Source organism: Cellulomonas sp. PhB143 (genome assembly GCF_003752595.1).
GTDB lineage: Bacteria > Actinomycetota > Actinomycetes > Actinomycetales > Cellulomonadaceae > Paraoerskovia.
Window position 1 is genome coordinate 311922 of the sequence record NZ_RKIJ01000011.1, and the last position, 22982, is coordinate 334903.

Below are 22982 nucleotides of genomic sequence, written 5' to 3' on the forward strand. Positions count from 1 at the left end.
TCTGATCCGTGACGCCTGCTCCCCGTGCCGCCGCGGCAACCTTCTCGCTCGTCGACCCCGAGCTCTCGGCGCGGGTGGCGGACCGCCTGGAGGAGGTCGAGGCGCGCCTGCGCGAGACCGTGACCCAGGCGGACGAGCTGGCGGACGCGGCGTCGCGCCACCTGGTCGTCGCGGGCGGCAAGCGGCTGCGCCCGTCGCTGACGCTGCTCGCCTCCGAGCTCGGGACCCCCGGCCCCGACGTCGTCGAGGCCGCGGTCGGCGTGGAGCTCACCCACCTCGCGACGCTCTACCACGACGACGTGATGGACTCGGCGCCGGCCCGGCGCGGCGTGCCGAGCGCGCACGAGGTCTGGGGCAACAGCGTCGCGATCCTCGTGGGAGACCTGCTGTTCGCGCGGGCGTCGCGCACCATCGCGACGCTCGGCCCCGAGGCCGTGGTCATCCAGGCGGACACCTTCGAGCGGCTGTGCCTCGGTCAGCTCCACGAGACGGTCGGACCGCCCCCGGGTGCCGACCCGGTCGCCCACTACCTGCAGGTCCTCGCCGACAAGACGGCCTCGCTCCTGGCGACCTCGGCGCGCCTGGGGGCGATGTTCGCCGGCTGCCCGCGGGACGTGGTGGAGACGGTCGCCGCCTACGGCGAGAAGCTCGGCGTCGCGTTCCAGCTCGCGGACGACGTGCTCGACCTGACGTCGTCGGCGCAGGAGTCCGGCAAGACGCCGGGGACGGACCTGCGCGAGCGCGTCCCCACGATGCCCGTGCTGCTGCTGCGCCGGCGCGTCGCGGCGGGCGGGTCCGACGCCGCCGACCGCGCGCTCGTCGGGGCGCTCGACGGCGACCTGTCCGACGACGCCGCGCTGGACGACGTCGTGCAGCGGCTGCGCGCGCACGAGGTCCTGGTCGAGACCCGGTCGCAGGCGGTCGCGTGGTCCGCCGCGGCGGTCGACGAGCTCGCGGCGCTGCCGCCCGGAGCCGTCAAGGACTCGATGGTCACGTTTGCGGAGGCGCTCGCGGACCGCGCGTCCTGATATCTCCCGGTACGTCCGTATACGACCCCGTGTAGGGGCACCAGGGCGCCGACGGGTGATTTTTCTCATGCGGTGCCCTCCGGCTACTGTTGCCCCGCGATCGGCCGGGGCACCGTCCGTACGGAGACCCGCACAGGGGGTCGGTCGCGTCGCGTGACGATCGTCGGAGCACCAGTGGTCAGCCTTCACCGCCTCAGGAACCGGGGCCGCACCGTCGCCTCGGTCACCACCGTCGCCGTCTTCTCCGGGGTCCTGGTGACGCTCGCGGTGACGTCGCAGGGCGAGGCGACCGCCGACGTCGACCTCAACGACTCCGGCGTGTGGGTGACGCGGTCCTCGGACGGTGAGCTGGGCCGGTTCAACACGGCGTCGCAGGCGATGGACGGCACGCTCCTCGCGCCGAGCCCGCAGTTCGACGTGCTCCAGCAGGCGAACGAGGTCGTCATGGCCGCGAGCGGTACGGGCGGCGCCTCGCAGGTGGACGTCGCGCGGCTCTCGCTCGGCCCCGCCGCGAAGCTGCCCGCCGGCGCGCAGGTCGCGATGCGGGACCACACCCTGGCCGTCCTCGACGACGAGTCGCACAGGCTGTGGGTCATGCCGCTGGCCGCGCTCGCGGGCTTCGACCCCACCAAGGGCCACCCCACGACCAGGCTCGAGGGCGACGGCGGCGCGATCACCGTCGACGCGTCGGGCACGGTGCACGCCGTCGACCCGAAGGCCGGCGAGTCGGTGACGATCACCACGAACGACGGGCGGCCGGACGACCCGGAGCGCGACGCGCTGGACGTCTCGGCGGGCGACGAGGTCGCGGCGACGTCGGTGGGCGACGACGTCGTCGTCCTGGACCGGACGTCCTCGACGCTGCTCCTGCCGGGCGGCGACGGCGTCCCGGTCGACGACGCGGCGAGCGCCCGGCTGCAGCAGCCGGGCGCCGGGTCGGACGTCGTCCTCGTCGCGACGCAGAACGCGCTGGTCACCCAGCCCCTGGACGGCGGCGACGCCACGGTGCGGCCCGCGTCCGGGCGTCCCGCGGCCCCCGTGCACCTCGGCGACTGCGTCTACGGGGCGTGGGCGCAGACGGGCCAGGTCGTGCGCGACTGCCCGGGCACCGACGCCGACGTCGAGCGGACGATCGAGGGGCTGGACCCGCAGGGCGACCTCGAGTACCGGGTCAACCGCGACGCGATCGTGCTCAACGACCTCGCCTCCGGAAAGCTCTGGCTGCCGGCGGACAAGTTCAAGATCGTCGACGACTGGGACCAGAAGACGCCCGAGCAGACCGAGGAGGGCGACCAGAAGGACGCCGAGGACTCGACGCCCGAGGTCGTGGACCAGTTCCAGCTGAACCGGGACCAGAAGAACCGCGCGCCGAGGCCGACGAACGACTCGTTCGGCGTCCGGCCAGGGCGCACGACGCTCCTGCCGGTGCTGGCGAACGACGTCGACCCGGACGGTGACGTGATGACGGCGGCGGTCGGCGGCGAGCAGCCGGCGACCGGCAGGGTCGAGCGCGTGCTCGACGGCGCGGCGCTGCAGGTCGTCGTCCCGGACGACGCCCGCGGCAGCTCGTCGTTCGAGTACGTGGTCTCGGACGGCCGCGGCGGCAAGGCGACGGCGTCCGTGAAGCTCAAGGTCTCGCCCGACGGGGAGAACGGCCCGCCCGAGCAGACCGGCAAGCCCGTGCTGACGGTCTCGCGCGGGGGGACGGGGGACATCGACGTCCTGCCGTTCTTCAAGGACCCGGACGGTGACGACCTCTACCTCGCCGGCGCGGCGGCGACGACGGACGGCGACCAGGTCACCGCGACCCCCGACGGCAAGGTCGAGTTCCGGGCCACCGGCGGCTCGACCGGGCGGCACGGGGTGAAGCTGAGCGTCGCGGACGGCGTCGGCCCGGTGGTCGAGGGCACGCTGTGGGTCGACGTGACCGGTGACACCAACAACGCGCCGATCGCGGTCGCCGACCACGTCGTCGTGGCCAAGGGCGAGCCGGTGACGGTCAAGCCCCTGCGCAACGACCGCGACCCCGACGGGGACGCCCTGCGCCTGGCGAACGTCAGCGAGGCGCTCCCGGCGCAGGTCACGCCCGCGCCGGACGCGGGCACCTTCCGGTTCGTCGCCGACGAGGCACGCTCGTACGACGTCACGTACCAGGTCACCGACGGGCCGGCGACGACGACGGGACTGGTCCGGGTCGACGTCGTCGACCCGGACGACCAGGACGCCGAGCCGGTGGTGGTCTCCGACCGGGCGCTGCTGCCCGCCGGCGGCTCGACGCTCGTCGACGTGCTCGCGAACGACTCCGACCCCGCGGGCGGGGTCCTCGTGGTGCAGTCCGTCTCGGTGCCCGACGACGCGGGGGTCACGGTCGCGGTGCTCGCCCACCAGGTGCTGCGCGTGACCGAGACGCGCCGTCTGGACGAGCCCGTGAAGATCGGCTACGTCGCGTCCAACGGCTCGCAGACCGCGAACGGCCAGGTGTCGGTGATCCCGGTGCCGGAGCCGAGCGCGCTGCGCCCGCCGGACGCCGCGGAGGACGAGGTCACGGTGCACACCGGCGACGTCGTGACGATCCCGGTGCTCAAGAACGACACGCACCCGGACGCCCTGAGGCTGGAGCTCGAGCCGGAGCTCGCCGAGGGCGTCGACCCCGTGTACGGGGACGCGTTCGTCTCGGGCGACGTGGTCCGCTTCCGGGCCGGCGCGAAGGCCGGCGACGTGTACCCGGTGTACAAGGTGCGCGACCCGAACGGGCAGGAGGACTCCGCCCAGATCACGATCCACATCCGGGACGAGAAGAAGAACCAGGCCCCGCAGCCGGCGGACGTGCAGGCGCGGGTGCTCGCCGGCGACGTCGTGCCCGTGGACCTGAAGCTGGACGGCGCGGACCCCGACGGCGACTCCGTCGCGCTGACCGGGCTGGGCTCGGCCCCGTCGCAGGGCATCGCCCGCATCAAGGACGGACGCATCGAGTACGAGGCGAGCAAGGACGCCGCGGGCACCGACTCCTTCACGTACACGGTCGCGGACAGCCGCGGCGCGACCGCCACGGCCACGGTGCGGGTGGGCATCGCCCAGCCGCCGCGGACCAACCAGCCGCCGGTCGCGGTCGACGACCTGGTCACGCTCCGGCCGGGCCGCACGGTCTCGATCCCCGCCACGCGCAACGACACGGACCCCGACGGGGACCTGCCGGCGCTGGTGCCCGGCACCCTCGAGGGCGGGGAGGCGCTGCACGCGAAGGTCGTCGGCGGCCGCGTCGTGGTCACGACCCCGGAGGAGGAGGGCACCACCAGCTTCTACTACTCGGTCGAGGACACCTTCGGCGCGCGCGCCTCCGCGGCGATCACCGTGACCACCTCGACGAAGGCACCGCTCGAGCGTCCGGTCGCGAAGGACGACGTCGTCGCGGTCGAGGACACCCTCGGCAAGACGTCCGTGAAGGTCCCGGTCCTGGACAACGACGAGGACCCGGACGGCACGGCCACGGAGCTGAAGGTCACCACCGGCGACGCCGCGGTGAAGGCCTCGGCGAAGGGCGTGCTCGACGTCCCGCTGACGACGCACCGGCAGGTCATCACCTACACCGTCACGGACGTCGACGGGCTCACCGGGCAGGCGTTCGTGACCGTGCCCGCGGTCCTGAGCGCGGACGAGGATGCCGCGGTGAAGGACCGCCAGCCGCCGGTGCTTCGGCCCGGCGTGCCCAAGCCCCAGGTGGCCGCGGGCGAGGACCTGAAGATCGACCTGAGCCGGTACGTCGTGGCGGCCGAGGGCCGCTCCGTGCGCCTGACCTCGGAGAAGAAGGTCAAGGGCCTCGGCGGGTCCGTCACCGTCGACGGCCCGACGACGCTCACCTACCACGCCGCCGAGGGGACGCCCGGGCTCGGCGCGGTGAGCTTCGAGGTCACGGACGGCACGAGCGCCGACGACCCGGACGGGGCCGTCGCCGCCCTGACGCTCCCGGTCACGGTCCTGCCGGCGAAGAACCTGCCGCCGACGCCGGGGAGCCCCACGGTCGAGGCCGCGGCGGGCGACGAGTCCTCCGTGGACCTCGCCCGGTTCGCGGACGACCCCGACGGCGACGGGCTCACCTTCCGCATCACGGGCGCCGCGCCGAAGGGCGTCTCCCTGACCCTCGAGGGCTCCCGGGTGCACGTCCAGGCGACGCCCGAGACCCCGAAGGGGTCCTCCGGCGAGGTCGCGTACACCGTCTCCGACGGGAAGAACCCGCCGGTCGACGGTTCGCTCGGCGTGACGGTGGTCGCGTCGACGCGTCAGCTCGCCGTGGCGAACGACGACGTGGTCGCCGAGGCGCACCAGGGCGAGAAGACGGTCGTGCCGGTCCTGGCGAACGACGCGAACCCGTTCCCGGACAAGGACCTCGAGATCGTCACCGCCTCGACGGAGACCGGCTCCGGGGGAGCGGTCGTCGACGGCGACAAGGTCGCCGTCACGCCCGACGCGGACTTCGTCGGCGTGATGGTCGTGCGGTACCAGGTCAAGGACGCCACCGGCGACCCGGACCGGTTCGTCGACGGGCGCGTCCGCCTCACCGTCCAGGGACGCCCGGCGACGCCCGCCACCCCGCAGGTGCTGGAGGTGCGCAGCCGGACCGTGGTGCTGCAGTGGACGCCGCCGAACAACAACGGCGCCGACATCACCGGGTACACGGTGCGCTCGAGCCTCGGCGACACCTTCGACTGCGAGACCACGACGTGCACCCTCGACGGTCTGACGAACGACAAGGAGTACACGTTCACGGTCGTCGCGACCAACGCCGTGGGCGACTCGGAGGCCTCGCCGGCCTCCGCGGTCGCGCGTCCCGACCAGAAGCCGGACACCCCGTCGGCGCCGACGCTGACGTTCGGCGACAAGCAGGTCACGGTGGAGTGGCAGAACGCCGCCTACGCCGACCGGTCGCCCATCACCTCGGTGAACCTGCAGATCTCCCCCGCACCGCCGAGCGGGGCGGCGCAGAAGACCGGCGTGACCGGGGAGAAGATCGTCTGGTCCGGGCTCGCGAACGGCACCGCCTACACGGTGCGGGTGCAGGCGGTCAACCGCGCGCCCGACCCGTCGGAGTGGAGCGCCGCGTCGGCCTCGCAGACCCCGGCCGGGCCGCCCGGCAAGGCGACCGGCGTGGCGGCGGCGCGGGTGGACTCGGCCGTCGACGGCGGCGTCGTGGACGTGACGTGGGCGGGCGCCCCGGCCAACGGCGACGCCGTGAAGCAGTACACGGTGACCTCCGCCGGCGGCTCCGCGAAGTCGGTCACCGTCGACGGGAGCACCCACACCGCCCGGTTCACCGGACTGGCGGTCGACAAGAAGTACACCTTCACCGTCGTGGCCCAGAACAAGGCGGGCAAGGGTGCGGCATCGGGCGCCTCCAACGCCGTGACGCCGTTCGGCAAGCCCGGGAAGCCCGGCACGCCGACGGCGAGGCTGTCCGACGGCGTCCGGGACGTCGCGGTCTCGTGGGGTGCCGCGAAGGCCAACGGGAACGCCGTGACCTACACGGTCAAGGCCAGCAACGGGACCACGAAGACCACGACCGGCACGTCGGCGACGTTCGGGAACATGCCGCTCGGCAAGAGCCTCACGTTCACCGTGACGGCCGCGAACCAGGCCGGGTCCGCGTCGTCGGGCACGTCGAAGGCGATCGCGACGAAGGACGTGCCGAGCGCACCGACCGGTCTGAAGGCCTCCGGCAGCGGCACGACCCGCACGTTCTCCTGGGGCGCTCCCAGCGACAAGGGCGGGCTGTCGATCGACAAGTACGAGTGGTCCGGCAGCGCCGGGAACGGCTCGGGCGACCGGAAGTCCGTCGAGTCGCCGTCCAAGTACTCCACGACGTTCTCGCTCAAGGTGCGTGCGCACAACGCCGCGGGCTGGAGCGGGTGGACGTCGACGGTGAGCGCGTCGCAGACGCCGGGGGAGCCCAGCGCGCACGTGGTGCACGGCAGCCTGGCGCAGGGGTACTCGGACAGCTACCACTTCCGGGTCGAGTACCGGAACTGGCCGGAGGGCGACTACAGCTTCGTGTGCCAGGACAAGCACGGCAGCTCGTGGACCGACGTCGGCGGCGGCTACCAGAACCCGTTCCACATCGGCGGGGACGGGACGACCGGAGACCTCATGTGCTGGTACGGGTTCAAGGGAAATCCCGTGCGCGTGCTGGTCAACGGCAAGGTCGACTCCCGCGTCCAGGAGGTGCCGTGGTGACCGCCGGCCCGCCTGCAGTCCCGCAGACCCCTGTCCCCGCGCAGCCCGCGCAGACCCCCGAAGGAACCCTTTGATGAGCACCATGACCCCCGAGCAGGCGACCTGGTTCGCGCAGACGTTCGACCGGATCGTCGACAACGTGGGCCAGGCCGTGCTCGGCAAGCGCGCCGTGGTGCGCCTGGCGATGACCTGCATGCTGGCCGAGGGCCACCTGCTCCTCGAGGACGCGCCCGGCACGGGCAAGACGTCGCTCGCGCGGTCGATCGCGGCCAGCGTCCAGGGCACGCACAACCGCATCCAGTTCACGCCGGACCTGCTGCCCTCGGACGTCACGGGCGTGACCATCTACGACCAGAAGTCCGGGCGGTTCGAGTTCCACCAGGGCCCGATCTTCGCGTCGATCGTGCTGGCGGACGAGATCAACCGCGCCTCGCCCAAGACGCAGTCCGCGCTCCTGGAGGTCATGGAGGAGGGGCACATCACCGTCGACGGCGTGCGGCACTCCGCGGGGCGCCCGTTCATGGTGATCGCCACGCAGAACCCCATCGAGCAGGCCGGCACCTACCGGCTCCCCGAGGCGCAGCTCGACCGGTTCCTGGTCAAGACCTCGCTCGGCTATCCCGACCACGCCGCGACCGTCGAGATCCTCGCCGGGGCGTCGGTGCGGGACCGCAGCGCGACGCTCGAGCCCATCGTCACCACCCAGGCGGTCGGCGAGATGGCGGAGCTCGCGGCGTCCGTGCACGTCGACGCCGCGCTGCTCGACTACGTCTCCCGGCTCGCCGAGGCGACCCGCGAGGCCTCCACGGTGCGCGTCGGCGTGAGCGTCCGCGGCGCGATCGCCATCGTGCGCTGCGCGAAGGTGCTCGCCGCCGGTCACGGGCGCCACTACGTGCTGCCCGACGACATCAAGGAGCTCGCGCGCCCGGTGTGGGCGCACCGCCTCGTCCTCGACCCCGAGGCCGAGTTCGCGGGCGCCACCGACGTGCAGGCGATCGACGAGGTCCTCGCGCTCGTCGCGCCGCCGCAGCAGAGGGCGTCGGTCTGACATGTCCGCACGCAGCGTCCTGGAGGTCACGCGCGCCCGCACGGCGGACGCCGCGGCGGGTGCGGCCGCGCTCGCCGCGCGGCTCGCGGGGCAGGCGCGACGACTCGCCGCCGCCACCCGCGTCGGCGAGGTCGTCTCCGGCCTCGGCACCGGGGTCGTCCTGACGGCCGTCCTCGCCTGGGTCGCCGGGCTGTGGTGGGGCTGGGGAGAGGTGCTCACCGTCGCCGTGCTCGCGACGCTCGTGCTGCTCAGCGCGGTCCTGTTCGTGCTCGGCAGGCTCCAGTACGTGGTCACCGTCGAGCTCGCGCAGCACCGCGTCACCGTGGGTGACCGGGCCGTCGGCACGCTGCGGGTGCGCAACGCGTCGGCGCGCCCCGTGCTGCCGTCGGTCATGGAGCTCACGGTCGGCCGGGGCGTCGCGAGCTTCCCCGTGCCGCGCCTGCGCGCGGGCGACGAGCACGAGGACGTCTTCCGGGTACCGACCAGCCGGCGTGCGGTGATCGACGTCGGCCCGGTCCGGTCGGTGCGCTCCGACCCCTTCGGGCTGCTGCGGCGCGAGGTCGTGTGGAACGAGCCCCGCCAGCTGGTGGTGCACCCGCGCGTCGTCGGGCTCGCGGGATCCTCGGTCGGGCACATGCACGACCTCGAGGGCCGGGTCACGAGCGACCTGTCGGACTCGGACATGTCCTTCCACGCCCTGCGGGACTACGTCCCGGGCGACGACCGCCGGCACATCCACTGGAAGACGACGGCCCGCACCGGCCAGCTCGTGGTGCGGCAGTTCGAGGAGACGCGGCGCTCGCAGCTTGCCGTGGTCCTGTCCACGCGCGCCGACGAGTACGCGAGCCCGGACGAGTTCGAGCTCGCGGTCAGCGCGTCGGGCTCGTTCGGCCTCCAGGCCATCCGCGAGGACCGCCGGGTGACGTTCCTGACGCCGCGGCGCCGCCTGCGCGGCGACGCGCGCACGCCGCTGCTCGACGACCTCGCGGGCATCGACGCCCAGGACGGCGACCACCGGCTCGCGGACTTCGTCCGCACCGAGCGCGTCGCGCTCGCCGACGCGTCCATGGTGGTCCTCGTGGCCGGGTCGCGGGTGGCGGCGGCAGACCTGCGCGCCGCGTCGGTACGTCTGCCCGGCGGCGCCCGGGCCGTCTCGGTCCAGTGCGTGCCGGGCGAGCCGGTGCGCCGCCACCGGATCGGCGACCTCACGGTCCTGACGCTCGGGTCGCTCGACGACCTCCCCTTCGCGATGCGGCGGGTGAACGACTGATGGCGCCGGAGCACGGCACCGCGGAGGATCGGCTCGCCCACGAGACCCGTGCCGCGCGCCCGCGCAGGTCGCGCGGGGCGGGGGCGGGCGACGGCCCCGGGTCCGCCTCCGCGTGGGGTGGCGCCCCGCCGCCCGCCCGCCGGCGTGCCGAGCCGGAGGCGCTGCAGCGCCCGCGCGCGCTGCGCGCCGTCGGTGCGATCGACGGCCTGGCCGTCGCGGTCCTGCTCGCCTGTGCGGTCGTCGGGCTCGGGCCCGCCTGGGGCGACGCGTCCTACCTGCTGCCGGCCGTCGTCGGCGGCGTGCTCGGCCTCGCCCTCGCGTGGCTCGGCGCGGTGCGGCGCTGGCCCGCGGTCACGGTCGCGGCGGCGACGGTGGTGGCCTACCTCCTCGTGGGCGGGCCGCTCGTCTTCCCCGGCACGACGGTCGCGGGCGTCGTGCCGACCCTCGACACGCTGCACCAGCTCACCACCGGTGCGGTCGACGTCTGGAAGTCGACGCTGACGAACGTCCCGCCGCTCGGCTCGTTCCCCGACCTGCTGCTGCTGCCGTTCGTGCTCACCCTGCTGGCCGGCGTGCTCGGCGCCACCGTCGCGTGGCGGGCGCGGCACGCCGCGTGGGCGCTCGTGCCCCTCGCCGCGGCGATGACCGTGGTGATCCTGCTCGGCACGATCGAGGCGGCCTACCCCGTCGCCCAGGGCCTGGTCTTCGGCGTCGTCGGGCTCCTCTGGGCGTCCTGGCGCGCGACCGAGGCCCGGCTGCTCTCCCGCGCCGAGGTCAGCGACGCGGCTCGCGCCGCCTCCCGGCGCCTCGGCCGCCACCGCCTGCGCTCCGGCGTCGCGCTCCTGGCGGTCGCCTCGGCCCTGACCGTGCTCGTGGTCCCTCTCGTGCTGCCCGCCCAGCGCAGCGCGCTGCGCGAGGTGGTCGTCCCCCCGCCGGACCTGCACCAGTACGTCAGCCCGCTCGTGGCGTTCCGCCACTACGTCAAGGACCTCAAGGACGACGACCTCTTCACGGTGGACGGCCTGCCCGCGGGCGCCCGCGTCCGGCTCGCCACCCTCGACACCTACAACGGCGTCGTCTACGACGTCTCGGACGGCGAGCCCGGCTCCGGCGTCTACTCCCGGGCGGGGGACCGGATCGCGTCCGACGCGGCCGGCAGGGCGGCGACCGTCGACGTCACGGTGGACGACTACTCCGGGGTGTGGGTGCCCGACGTCGGCGCCGTGACCGGCGTGAGCTACGGCGGCGCCGACGCCGAGGCGCTGCAGGGCTCGACCTACTACAACTCGACGACGGGCACGACGCTCGCCACGAGCGGCCTGCGGGGCGGTGACTCGTACGCGATGCACGTCCTGGTCCCCCCGGCCCCGAGCGACGACCAGCTCGCGGACGCGACGATCGAGGAGCGCGACCTCCCGCGCCCGACGAACGTCCCCGACTCCGTGGGCGGCAAGACCGAGCAGTTCGTCGCCGACGAGACGGACCCCGTCAAGGAGGCGCTGAACATCCGCGACGCGCTCGTCTCCGGCGGCATCTACTCCCACGGCCTCGAGGGCCAGGCGGCGTCCCGCCCGGGGCACTCCGCCGAGCGCATCGACGAGCTGCTGGCCGACGACGAGATGGTGGGCGACGACGAGCAGTTCGCGGTCGCGTTCTCGCTCATGGCACAGTCCGCCGGCATCCCCGCGCGCGTCGTCATGGGGTTCGTGCCCGGCGACGACGACTGGCAGGAGGGCGAGCCGTTCGTCGCGCAGGGCGGCGACGTGCGGGCCTGGGCCGAGATCCCGGTGAAGGGCTACGGCTGGGTGCCGATCGACGTCGTCCCCGACGAGGACAACAAGGTCCAGCCCGAGCCCAAGAGCGAGCAGGTCCCGAAGCCGCCGGTGCTCGAGAACCCCGAGCCGCCGGAGGAGCCGGAGTCCGAGGAGGCCGGTGCCACGAACAAGGACACCGACGACGACGACGCCGACTCCGACGCCTTCGCCTGGGGGACCGCGGCGGCCGTGGCCGCGGCGGTCGTCGTGCCGCTCGCCGTCCTCGTGGGGCCGGCCGCCGCGATCGTGCTGCTCAAGTCCCGGCGCCGGACCCGGCGGCGGGAGGCGGCCAGCGCCGTCGACCGGTTCAGCGGCGGGTGGAGCGAGGTGCTCGACGTCGCGACGGACCTGGGCGGACCGGTGCCGCGCGGCGCGACGCGGCGCGAGGGCGCGACCGTGCTGGGCGAGACGTTCTCCCAGGTGCCGCACGGCGCGACGGCGACGCTCGCGGCCGGCGCCGACGCGTCAGTGTTCGGCGGGGGCGCGGTCGCCGCGGAGGAGGCCGCGGCGTACTGGGGCCAGGTCGACGCGGTGGTCGAGGGCATGTACGGGAGCGTCCGACGGCGCGACCGCTGGCGCGCGGCGCTCTCGCTGCGGTCGCTGCGGCGCGGGCCGGCGGAGGGCCGTGAGGGTCGGCCCGGCGGGCGCCGGGACCGCGCCGACCGGGAGGCGGGGGAGCGATGAGCGAGCTGACCTGCGCGGCCTGCGGCGCCGCGTGCGAGCCCGCGGAGACCTTCTGCGGGGTCTGCGGCACGCCGCGGACCCCGGCCGGCCGGCGGGCGCCCGAGCCGCGCCTCGCGACCACGACCGAGCCCCTGCCCGCGCGGGCGCCGAGCGTTCCCGTCGACCTGCCCGTCGATCTGTCCCTGGATCTGCCCGGTACCGGCGACCTGCCGGCCGGGACGGGGCGGCGGGTGGTCGCCCTCGTGCTCGACCTGCTCGCGGTGGGCGTGCTCGGTGGCCTCGTCGTCGCCGTGCTGGCCCTGTCCGGCGCGGTGGAGACGCAGGTCTCCGCGACGCTCCCGGCGCCGGTCCTCGTGGCGGGTGCGCTGACCGAGGTCCTCGGGCTCCTGGCGCTGGGCGTGTGGGAGGGGACGACGGGCCGCACCCTCGGCAACCTGGCGCTGGGTCTGCGCACGCTCGACGCCGCGACCGCGTCGCCGATCGGGGCGGGGCGCGGCGTCCTGCGCTGGGCGATCCTCTGGGTCGCGCAGGTCGTGCCGGTCGCCGGGCAGCTGCTCGTGCTGCTGAGCCCCCTGTTCGACCGCGGGCCCGCGCGGCAGGGCTGGCAGGACAAGGCCGCGCGCTCGGTCGTCCTGCACCTCGGTCCGCGCCCGACGCGCCCGTCCTCCGCGGCGCCGTCCGGCGTGACGCGGCCCGAGCCGGCCGTGCCCGCCGGTCCCCACGGTCCCACCGTGCCCGACGCCGGGACGTGGGCCGCCCCGCCCGCGTCGCCGCCCGCGGCGGGACCGTGGGCTGCCCCGGGCGCGGGACTGATCACCGGGGTGCCGGGCGCACCGGCCGAGGAGCCCGACGAGATCGACGACCGGACCCAGCTCGGCGGCGCCCACCGCCGCACGGTCGAGTTCGAGCTGGAGCTCGAGGACGGCAGCCGCGCGCGCATCGCCGGCCCCACCCTCCTGGGCCGCAGCCCGGCACCGGACGCCGAGCACCCCGACGTCGTCACCCTGCGCGACCGCACGGTCTCGCGCACGCACCTCGAGCTGGGGATCGACGGCGGCCCGTGGCTCGTGGACCGGGGCTCGACGAGCGGGACGTTCGTCGTCCGCCCCGGGAGCGAGCCCGCCGCGGCCCTGCCCGGCGTGCGCGTCCCGCTCTCCGAGGGGAGCGCCGTCCAGGTCGGCGACCGCCGCCTCGTCGTCCGGCAGGTGGTCCGGTGAGCACGGCGACCGGCACGTCCACCTACCTCGTCTGGGGCGCGGCGACGCACCGGGGGCTGCGCCGCACCCTGAACGAGGACTCGTTCCTCGCCGACCGCTCGGCGTTCTTCGTCGCCGACGGCATGGGCGGCCACGACGCCGGCGAGGTGGCGAGCGCCACCGCCGTGGAGTCGCTGCGCGCCCTCGCGCGCGGCGCGGCGGTCGACGTCGACGTGGTGCGCGCCCGCCTGGACGAGGCGCAGGCGCGCGTCCGCGCGATCGAGTCGGCGCCCGGGCGCGGCGCCGGGACCACCCTCAGCGGCGTCGTCGTCGTCGAGCACGACGACGTCCCGTACTGGCTCGTCGTGAACGTCGGGGACTCACGGACCTACCAGCTCTCCGGGGGGACCCTCCAGCAGCTGAGCGTCGACCACTCCGAGGTCCAGGAGCTCGTCGAGGCCGGCCTGATCACGGCCGCGGCCGCGGCCGCCCACCCGCGCCGGCACGTCGTCACACGCGCGCTCGGTTCGTGGCCGCCACCGGAGCCGGACTGCTGGTACGTGCCGGTCGTCATGAACGACCGCATCCTCGTGTGCTCCGACGGGCTGACCGGGGAGGTGGACGACGCGCGGATCGTGGAGCTGCTCCTGGAGCACCCCGCGCCGCAGGCCGCGGCGGACGCGCTGGTCGGCGCCGCGCTCGAGTCGGGCGGCCGTGACAACATCACGGTGGTCGTGGTCGATGTCGCACGCGGCCAGGACGACGACGCGGGCGCCGTCACGGCGCCGCGGAACCACGAGCGGTCCGGTGCCGGGGACGACACGCTGCCGCGCACCGGCCGGCGGACCGAGGAGGGACCAGGATGACCGCGACGTACCTGCCGGGGGACGGTCTCGCCCTGGTGAGCGGCCCGACGCTCGTGCTGCTGACCGCGCGCCGCGACGGCGTCGACGTCGGCGCGCTGTGGGGCGAGGTGTCCCGCGCCGCGGGGGCGACCGACCTGCTGCGCGCGCTCGCAGGGACGGCCAGCCTGACGCGGATCCCCGCGTTCGGCCTCGCGGTGCGGGCAGGGGACGGCGTGCACGTCGCCGTCCGCGGCCCGGTCGTCGCCGTCGTCACCACCGGGGACGGCCCGGAGGTCGTCGCGGGAGACGGCGCGCTGACCTGGGTGGAGCGCCGGTTCGAGGACGCGGTCGAGGTCACGGTGCGTCTCGCGGGCCCGGGCGCGGGCGCGGGCCCGGACGTCGGGGTTGCCGGAGGTGCCGGGACGCTGGAGCTGCCGCTGGTCGCGGGCGTGGTGCGGGCGCGCGAGGTCTGCGCCTCCGTGACCGAGCCCGCCGAGACGTCGAACTCCGCCCCTGAATTCGAAGAATTCGGGGCGGAATTCGACGTCTCGGCGGACGCCGGTCCGCCGACCATCGTCGCGCCCGTGGTCCCTGTCGAGCCGGTGGTCCCTGTCGAGCCGGCAGTCGCCGTCGCGCCGGTCGAGCCCGCTGCGCCCGCGGCGGCCGACGCCGCGGACGACGACCTCGACGGGTACACCCACCTGTGGGGCGAGACCGTGCACAGCGCCGTCGAGCGCGCCGCCGTCCGCCCCCCGGAGGAGGTCGACGACGAGCCGTACGAGCCGGCGCACGAGCCGTCGCACGACGACGAGACGATCATCCCCGAGGAGACGATCGACCCCGTCGGCGTCGCTCCGGCCGCGCCGACGCCCACGCCGGCGGCGCCTCCCGCGGCCGCAGCGTCTCCCGCGCCCGCCGCGACCGGGCTGATCGCCGGCGTCCCGCGGGAGTGGTCCGGCCCCGCACCCGCGGGACCGGCGGCACCGGCGGCACCGGCGGGACCGGCACTGCCGGCCGACGACGACCTCGAGGGGAGCACCGTGCACTCCTCGGTCATCGCCCGCATGCGCGCCGCGGCCGGGGACCACGGGCGCGCGTCGTCACCCGTGCCGGCGCCCGCCGACGGCCCGACGATCCTGGCCCGCACCTGCGCGTCCGGCCACGCCAACCCGCCCACGCGGACGTCGTGCAGCGTGTGCGCCCGCCCGCTGGACGCGGAGTCGACCACGGTCCCGCGCCCGGCGCTGGGCGTGGTGCGGCTCTCCGACGGGCGCACGGTCGACCTCGACCGGCCGGTCGTGCTCGGCCGCCGGCCGCGCTCGACGCGCTCCGGCACCGCCGACCTGCCGCGGCTCGTCACGGTGGACAGCCCCCAGCAGGACATCTCGCGCTCCCACGTGGAGGTGCGCCTGGAGGGGTGGCACGTGCTCGTCGACGACCTCGACACGACCAACGGGACCGTGCTGCACCGTGCGGGCCAGCCGCCGCGGCGCCTGCACCCGGGCGTCCCGGAGATGGTGTCCTCGGGCGACGTCGTCGACCTCGGGGACGGGGTCACGCTGACCTTCGAGGGTCTCGCATGAGCAGCCGACGCGCCCCCGCGCCCCCGCCCGACATCGAGGGCTACGCCTATGTCTCGGTGATCGGCTCGGGCGGGTTCTCCGACGTGTACTGCTATCAGCAGAACCGCCCGCGGCGCCGGGTCGCCGTGAAGGTGCTGCTGCAGGAGTGGTCGAGCCAGACGCAGCGCGAGGCGTTCGACGCCGAGGCGGACCTGCTCGCGACGCTCTCCACGCACCCGTCCATCGTCACGATGTACGAGGCGGACGTCGCCGACGACGGCCGGCCGTACATGGCGATGGAGTACTGCTCGCGGCCGAGCCTCGGGGCGCGGTACCGCACGGAGCGGCTGGGCGTGCCCGAGGCGTTGCGGACCGCGGTCCTGATCGCGGGGGCGGTCGAGACGGCGCACCGCGCGGGGATCCTGCACCGCGACATCAAGCCCGCGAACCTCCTCGTCACGGACTACGGGCACCCCGTCCTCACCGACTTCGGCATCTCCGCGACCGTCGACCAGGCGGGCCTCGCGGAGGGGATGTCGATCCCGTGGTCGCCGCCCGAGTCGTTCGCGGAGCAGCCCACGAGCGGGGTCGCCACCGACGTCTGGGCGCTCGCGGCCACGACCTACTCCCTGCTCGCGGGCCGTTCGCCGTTCGAGGTCCCGGGCGGGCGCAACACGAGCGCGGACCTCGTCGGCCGCATCGAGGGCACGCCGCTGCCGCCGCTGGGCCGCTCCGACGTCCCGCCGTCGCTCGAGCGGGTGCTCGCGACCGCGATGGCGAAGTCGCCGCAGGCGCGGTACCCGTCGGCCCTCGCGCTCGCCCGCGCGCTGCAGGCCGTGCAGACGGAGCTGTCGCTGGCGGTGACGCCGATCGACCTGCTCGACGACTCCGGCGTCGTCCAGGAGCCCGACGACGACGAGGACGAGGCGGGCACGCGGCTGCGGCAGGTCGTGACGATCGACCCGCACGCGCCGTCGCCGTCGTTCGCGCCCGGCGCCCCTGCGGCGCCGGCGCCGGCCCGGGCCGCCGCGCCCGAGCCCGCGTACGACGCGGTGGCTGACGAGCACCTCGAGAGCACGGTCCACCGCCCGGCGGACGCACCCGCGGTGCCGGGCGAGGGTCCCGGGCACGGCTCGCGCGTCGCGCTCCTCGTCGGCGCGGCCGTCGTCGTGGCGGCCGCGGTCGTCGCGCTGGTCGTGCTTCCGGGCTCCTCGCAGGCGCCCGACGACGCGGGGACCGGCTCGTCCGCCGCGGCGGACGACGGCTCCGGCACGGACGGCGACGCCCAGGCCCCGGCGGACAACCTCGGCGACCTCGTCCCGTCGGTCTCCGCCCTGAGCGGCAAGGCCGCCGGCGACGGCACGGTCCGGTTCACCTGGAAGAACCCGGATCCTCAGAAGGGCGACGAGTACGCGGTCACGGTGCTCGAGAAGGTGGACCAGAAGGCGCCCGAGCTCGTCGACGACACGGCGACGACCGTGCCCGCCGACCCCTCGGGCTCGACCTGCGTCGCGGTCTCCGTGGTCCGCGACGGGCGGATGTCCGCCGAGCAGGAGCAGGCGTGCGTGGAGGAGAAGGCATGAGCGACCTCTCGGTCGAGTTCTGCGGCGAGTGGTTCCGGCCCGACCCGGACGGGACCTTCGAGATCGGGCGCGAGGGCGACCTCGAGATCGACGACAACCCGTACCTGCACCGTCAGCTCCTGCGCCTCGTGCGCGAGTCCGAGATCTGGTGGCTCGTGAACGTGGGCTCGCGGACCTCGGTCACCGTCACGGACACCATCGGCGGGGTGCAGTCCTGGCTCGCGCCCGGCACGCGCCTGCCGATCGTCTTCCCGACGACGACTGTCGTGTTCACCGCGGGCCCGACGACGTACGAGCTGGGCCTGCGGCTCGAGGGCTCGCCGTACGAGGAGGTCCACCGCGACGACCCGGAGGGCGGCGCGACCACCATCGGGATGGTCGGATTCTCCCGCGGCCAGAAAAAGGTGATCGTGGCGCTCGCCGAGGCGATCCTGCGCCGGGAGGGCACGGGGCTCTCCGAGATCCCGTCGTCCGCGGCGGCTGCCGCGCGCCTCGGCCAGCCCGTCACCGCCTTCAACCGCAAGCTCGACACCGTGTGCGACAAGCTCGACCGGATCGGGGTCAAGGGCCTGCGCGGCGGCCCCGGCTCGCACGCCACGAACCGGCGCGCCCGGCTCGTCGAGTACGCGGTCGCCTCCCGGCTGGTGACCGCCGCGGACCTCGCCCTGCTGGACGACGACGACGCCGCGACGTCGGACGGCCGCGAGGAGGGCCGGTGAGCGGCGGGACCGGGACGCGCAGCGCCCGGGTGCGGCTCGGCGTGGCCGCGGCCCTCTGTGTCGCGGGCTTCGCGCTCGTGGAGCTCGGTGCGTGGGCGCTCCTCGGGCTCGACCCGGCGGCGGTCGCCGGCCCGGACGCGTCGCGCGGCGCGGCGGTCGCGGGCGTCGGCGCGGGGATCCTCGCGTGCGCGCTGTTCCTCGGCGCCTTCGCCGGCAGCGTCCCGCCGGGGCGCTACCGCCCCGGGATCGCCACGGGCGTCGTGGTCGCCGTGGGCACGGCGCTGTTCCAGGTCGTCGTCGCCGCGACGTTCGTCGGCGCGGGCGGCGGCACCGGTGAGCTCTTCGGGGTCCTCCCGGCGCTGGGCGACGCGCTGGTGGCGCCCCTGTCCGGGGTGGCGCTCGTCGCCGCCCTCGGGGCGGAGCGCTGCTACTCGCTCGCGGCGAGGCGTGGGAGGGACGACCGGTGAAGGTCAACGTCACCCTCGCGCGGCCCGACGGCACGCGCGACGACATCGTGGTCACGGCGGACGCCGGGGCCACCATCTCGGAGGTCGCCCGGACGATCGCCCGGCTCGACCCCCGGGGGACGGCGCCGTCCGGAGCGCCGACGCTCCGGGCGCAGCTGCCCGGCCAGGACGAGCCGACGGTCCTGCCGCCCGACGCCGCCCTGGGGGAGGCCTGGATCGGCTCCGGGGCCGTGGTCTCGCTGGTCGAGCCGGACGCGGTGCGCCGCGAGCACCGCGCGGCGCCGGTGCGCGGCTCGCTGGAGGTCGAGCAGGGCCCGGACGCGGGGCTGCGGTTCGAGCTGCGCGAGGGGACCGTCGGCATCGGCCGGGCACCCGGCAACGAGATCGTCCTCGAGGACCCTCAGGTCTCGAAGCGGCACGCCCGGATCGAGGTGGGCGAGTCGATCGAGGTCGTCGACCTCGGCGCGGCGAACGGGATCGTGGTCGACGGCGGCCTGGTCCCGCGCGTCCGCATCACCTCGGCCCAGCGCCTCGTGCTCGGGGACAGCGTCGTCGTCGTGCGGCGCACGGCGCCGCCGGGCGGCGTGACCGGCGTGCGGGCCCGCCCGGGCCCGGTGCCGTTCAACCGGTCGCCACGGGTCGAGGAGCGCTACACCGGCGCGACCTACGAGGCGCCGGAGGTGCCCGCCGAGCAGGACCCGCGCGACTTCCCGCTCTTCGCCCTGCTCGCGCCGATCCTCATGGGCGGCGGCATGTTCGCCATCACGAGCAACCCGATGTCGCTGCTGTTCGTGGTGCTCACCCCGCTGATGCTCGTCGGCAACTTCCTCATGCAGGGAAAGAGCAAGAAGCGCCGCCTCGAGCGTGACGTGCGCGTCTTCGACGAGCGCCTCGAGGCGCTGCACGCGAAGCTCGGCGCGGAGCGCGAGCGGGAGCGCTCGGTCCGCCTGCGCGAGGCTCCCGCGATGCCGCTCGTCTACGCCGAGGCCATGCGGCGCGGCGCGCTGCTGTGGACGCGCCGCCCGGAGCACTGGTCGTTCCTGAACGTCCGGCTCGGCACCGGTCGCATGCCGTCGCGCAACACCATCGCGGTGCGCGACGAGCGCGCCCACCTGCCCGACTTCCAGGCCCGCATCGACGCGCTCGAGGTGCGCTACTCGACGATCGGGTCCGTGCCGGTGGTGGAGAACCTGACCGACGCCGGGGCCATCGGCTTCGCGGGTCCGCCCGCGCACACGGTCGGGAGCCTCGACGCGGCGCTCGTCCAGCTCACCGCGCTGCACTCGCCCGCGGAGCTGGTCGTCGCCGGGCTGGTCAGCCCCGCCTGGACGGGTCCGCTCCAGTGGCTCAAGTGGCTGCCCCACACCTCGTCGGTGCACAGCCCGCTCGGCGGGCCGCACCTGGCGGACAGCACCGCGAGCGCGGCGGCGCTCGTGGCCGAGCTCGAGGAGCTCATCGCGCGCCGCAGCGGGTCCGGCGCGGCGGCGCGCCGGGGTGCCGTCCGCGCCCAGGACGCCGCCGTCGAGCGGGGTGCCGACGTCGGCGGGTCGGGGACCGCCGAGGGGACCGGGTCCCCGCTCCCCGCCGTCGTCGTGGTGGTCACGGACGACATCGACGTCGAGCGGGCGCGGCTCGTCCAGCTCATGGAGCTCGGCCCGGAGGCCGGGGTCTTCGTGCTGTGGGTCGCCCGCGACGTGCGCGAGCTGCCCGCGGCGTGCCGCACGTTCGTCGGCTTCGAGGACGACGGCCGGGCGTACGGGGGCCTCGTGCGGCTCGGGCGCACCGTGGACGACCTGGTGCCCGAGACGGTCGAGCCGAGCGCCGCGACCGACTACGGCCGCCGCATGGCGCCGGTGTTCGACGCGGGCGCGCGCAACGAGGACGCGACGGACCTTCCCCGGTCGATCTCCGTCGCCAGCCTGCTCGGGCACGACGTCTTCGAGTCGGCCGACGCCGTCGTCGACCGCTGGCGCCAGAACGGGTCGGTCTACGACCGGACGCCGGGGCGTGCGCCCGCGCGGGGCAAGGCGGGCAGCCTGCGCGCGACCGTCGGCTCCGCGGGCATCGACCCGATGCACCTCGACCTGCGGTCCCAGGGCCCGCACGCCCTGGTCGGCGGGACCACGGGTGCCGGGAAGAGCGAGTTCCTCCAGTCGTGGGTGCTCGGCATGGCCGCGGAGTACAGCTCCGACCGCGTGACGTTCCTGTTCGTCGACTACAAGGGCGGCTCGGCGTTCGCGGACTGCGTGCGCCTGCCGCACTGCGTCGGTCTCGTCACGGACCTCTCGCCCCACCTCGTGACGCGCGCGCTGACCAGCCTGCGCGCGGAGCTGCACCATCGCGAGCACCTGTTCAACCGCAAGAAGGCGAAGGACCTGCTCGAGCTCGAGAAGCGCGGGGACCCGGAGACCCCGCCGGCGCTCGTCATCGTCGTCGACGAGTTCGCCGCGCTCGTCGGGGACGTGCCCGAGTTCGTCGACGGGATGATCGACGTCGCCCAGCGCGGCCGCTCGCTCGGCATCCACCTCATCCTCGCGACGCAGCGTCCCGCCGGGGTCATCAAGGACAACCTGCGCGCCAACACCCCCCTGCGGGTCGCGCTCCGCATGGCCGACGAGTCGGACTCGGTCGACGTCGTGGACGTGAAGGACGCCGCGCACTTCGATCCCGCGGTCCCGGGGCGAGGGGTCGTCAAGACGGGGCCCGGACGGCTCCAGGCGTTCCAGAGCGGGTACGCGGGCGGCTGGACCTCGCGCGAGCCCGCCCGCACGGCGATCGAGGTCGCGTGGCTCCGGTTCGGTGCCGAGGTGCGCTGGGAGGAGCCCGTGCGGGACGTGCGGGTCCCGGGCGACGAGTCCGAGCTCGGCCCGAACGACCAGCAGCGGCTGGTCGCCCGGATCGGCGAGGCGCACCGCGCGGCCGGTCTGAGCGACCCGCGCCGCCCGTGGCTCGACGAGCTGGCCGACGCCTACGACGTCACGCGGCTCCCGCAGCGTCGGGACTCGGAGCTCCTGCTCGGCGTCGCGGACCTGCCGGACCGCCAGGCGCAGGTGCCCGTGTACTTCACGCCCGACACCGACGGGCACCTCGCCGTGTTCGGCACGGGGGGCGCCGGCAAGAGCACGGCGCTGCGCTCGCTGGCGACGGCGGCGGGGATCACCCCGCGGGGCGGCCCGGTCCGGGTCTACGCGCTCGACTTCGCCGCCGGCTCGCTGCGCATGCTCGAGTCCCTGCCCCACGTGGGCGCAGTCGTGCGCGGCGAGGACACCGAGCGGGTCGTGGGCCTGTGGCGCATGGTGCGCACGGAGCTCGAACGGCGCGCACCCCGGTTCGCGGACGTCTCGGCGTCGAGCGTCACGGAGTACCGGCAGATCACCGGCGCCCACGACGAGCCGCGGATCCTCGTGCTGATCGACGGCTTCCCGGCGTTCCGGGACGACTTCGAGACGGGTGCCGGCCGGGCGGAGTGGTTCGAGGTCTTCCGCGACGTCCTCACGGACGGTCGCCAGCTCGGCATCCACGTGGCGTTCACGGCCGACCGTGCGGGCGCCGTGCCCACGTACGTCCGGTCCCTCGTGCAGCGCACGGTGATCCTGCGGCTGGCGGACGACGGCTACGTCTCCTTCAACGCCCCGCGCGACATCCTGGGGCCGACGTCGCCGCCCGGCCGCGCGATCGTGGACGGCGGGGAGGCGCAGGTCGCCGTGATCGGGGGGACGTCGTCGGTCTCCGAGCAGGCGCTCCTGACGCAGCGGTTCGCGCGCTCGATGCGCCGGGCCGGGATCCCGGAGGCGCCCCCCGTGCGGGCCCTGCCCACCGAGTACCCGGTCGAGGACCTGCCGGCGTCCGTGGCCGGCCGCCCCGTGCTCGGGCTCGACGGCGTCGACCTGGAACCGCTCGCGTTCGACCCGAGCGGTGTCGCGCTCGTCGCGGGGCCCCCGGCCTCGGGGCGCAGCAACGCGCTCGCGGCGATGGTCCTCGGCGTCGTCCGCGCCGACCCGGGCACGCGGTGCTACCTGGTGGGCCCGGCGCGCAGCGGCCTGCGCCGCGCGCTCGGCTGGGCGGGCGTCGCTGCCGAGGCGGACGACGTCGCGCGCCTGGCCAAGGACCTGCTGGCCGCGGTCGAGGACGAGGACACCGAGGGACGGATCGTCGTCGCCGTGGAGGGGATCAACGAGTACCTCCAGTCGCCCGCCGACAAGCCGCTCGTGGACCTGATCAAGGCGGTCCGGCGCAGCGACCACCTGCTGCTGGCGGAGGGCGAGACGTCCACCTGGACGTCCACCTGGCCGCTGCTGGCCGAGGTCAAGAACGTGCGGCGGGGCCTGATCCTCGCCCCCGACCCGATGGACGGGGACACGATCTTGCGGACCAGCCTGCCCCGCGCGCAGAGGGCGGAGTTCCCCCCGGGCCGCGGCGTATGGGTGGCGCGCGGGAAGTTCGTCCGGGTGCAGACGCCGTGGGTGCTCGGGTGACCGCGGCGACGCCCGGCGGCCCGGAGGGGAGTTCTCCCCATGGCCGACCTGCGGACCGTCTCGGTA

General features: G+C 75.2%; 12 protein-coding genes. All 12 read left to right on the top strand.

Annotated features, from left to right (window positions below):
- Positions 1–8 precede the first annotated feature (8 nt).
- Positions 9–1028, top strand: coding sequence for a polyprenyl synthetase family protein (locus EDF32_RS07665; protein ID WP_123307928.1), 1020 nt, complete (start codon positions 9–11; stop codon positions 1026–1028).
- Between the two features lie 174 nt (positions 1029–1202).
- On the top strand, positions 1203–7253 hold the full coding sequence (locus tag EDF32_RS07670; protein WP_123307929.1) for an Ig-like domain-containing protein: 6051 nt from the start codon (positions 1203–1205) through the stop codon (positions 7251–7253).
- Between the two features lie 73 nt (positions 7254–7326).
- Positions 7327–8301 (top strand): MoxR family ATPase, encoded by a 975-nt coding sequence (locus tag EDF32_RS07675; protein ID WP_123307930.1) that lies wholly within the window; start codon positions 7327–7329, stop codon positions 8299–8301.
- A 1-nt stretch (position 8302) separates the two neighbouring features.
- Complete coding sequence (locus tag EDF32_RS07680) at positions 8303–9571, top strand: DUF58 domain-containing protein (RefSeq protein WP_123307931.1); 1269 nt, start codon at positions 8303–8305, stop codon at positions 9569–9571.
- A complete protein-coding gene (locus EDF32_RS07685; RefSeq protein ID WP_123307932.1) occupies positions 9571–12069 on the top strand; it encodes a transglutaminase-like domain-containing protein in 2499 nt (832 codons plus the stop codon). Before EDF32_RS07680 ends, EDF32_RS07685 begins: the two co-directional genes overlap by 1 nt.
- Entirely contained in the window at positions 12066–13286 is a 1221-nt protein-coding gene (locus EDF32_RS07690; RefSeq protein WP_123307933.1) for an RDD family protein, read from the top strand. The genes EDF32_RS07685 and EDF32_RS07690 overlap by 4 nt, the downstream gene beginning before the upstream one ends.
- Positions 13283–14131: a PP2C family serine/threonine-protein phosphatase gene (locus EDF32_RS07695; RefSeq protein ID WP_123307934.1), complete on the top strand. Its 849-nt coding sequence runs from the start codon at positions 13283–13285 to the stop codon at positions 14129–14131. The genes EDF32_RS07690 and EDF32_RS07695 overlap by 4 nt, the downstream gene beginning before the upstream one ends.
- Entirely contained in the window at positions 14128–15693 is a 1566-nt protein-coding gene (locus EDF32_RS07700) for an FHA domain-containing protein (protein ID WP_123307935.1), read from the top strand. The genes EDF32_RS07695 and EDF32_RS07700 overlap by 4 nt, the downstream gene beginning before the upstream one ends.
- Positions 15690–17255 carry a serine/threonine-protein kinase gene (locus EDF32_RS07705; RefSeq protein ID WP_123307936.1) on the top strand — a complete coding sequence of 522 codons (1566 nt, stop codon included), beginning with the start codon at positions 15690–15692 and terminating at the stop codon, positions 17253–17255. Before EDF32_RS07700 ends, EDF32_RS07705 begins: the two co-directional genes overlap by 4 nt.
- Positions 17252–17974 (top strand): hypothetical protein, encoded by a 723-nt coding sequence (locus tag EDF32_RS07710; protein ID WP_123307937.1) that lies wholly within the window; start codon positions 17252–17254, stop codon positions 17972–17974. The genes EDF32_RS07705 and EDF32_RS07710 overlap by 4 nt, the downstream gene beginning before the upstream one ends.
- Positions 17971–18441, top strand: a complete 471-nt coding sequence (locus tag EDF32_RS07715; RefSeq protein ID WP_123307938.1) for a hypothetical protein — start codon at positions 17971–17973, stop codon at positions 18439–18441. The genes EDF32_RS07710 and EDF32_RS07715 overlap by 4 nt, the downstream gene beginning before the upstream one ends.
- Positions 18438–22916 (top strand): FtsK/SpoIIIE domain-containing protein, encoded by a 4479-nt coding sequence (locus EDF32_RS07720; RefSeq protein ID WP_123307939.1) that lies wholly within the window; start codon positions 18438–18440, stop codon positions 22914–22916. The genes EDF32_RS07715 and EDF32_RS07720 overlap by 4 nt, the downstream gene beginning before the upstream one ends.
- The last annotated feature ends 66 nt before the right edge of the window (positions 22917–22982 follow it).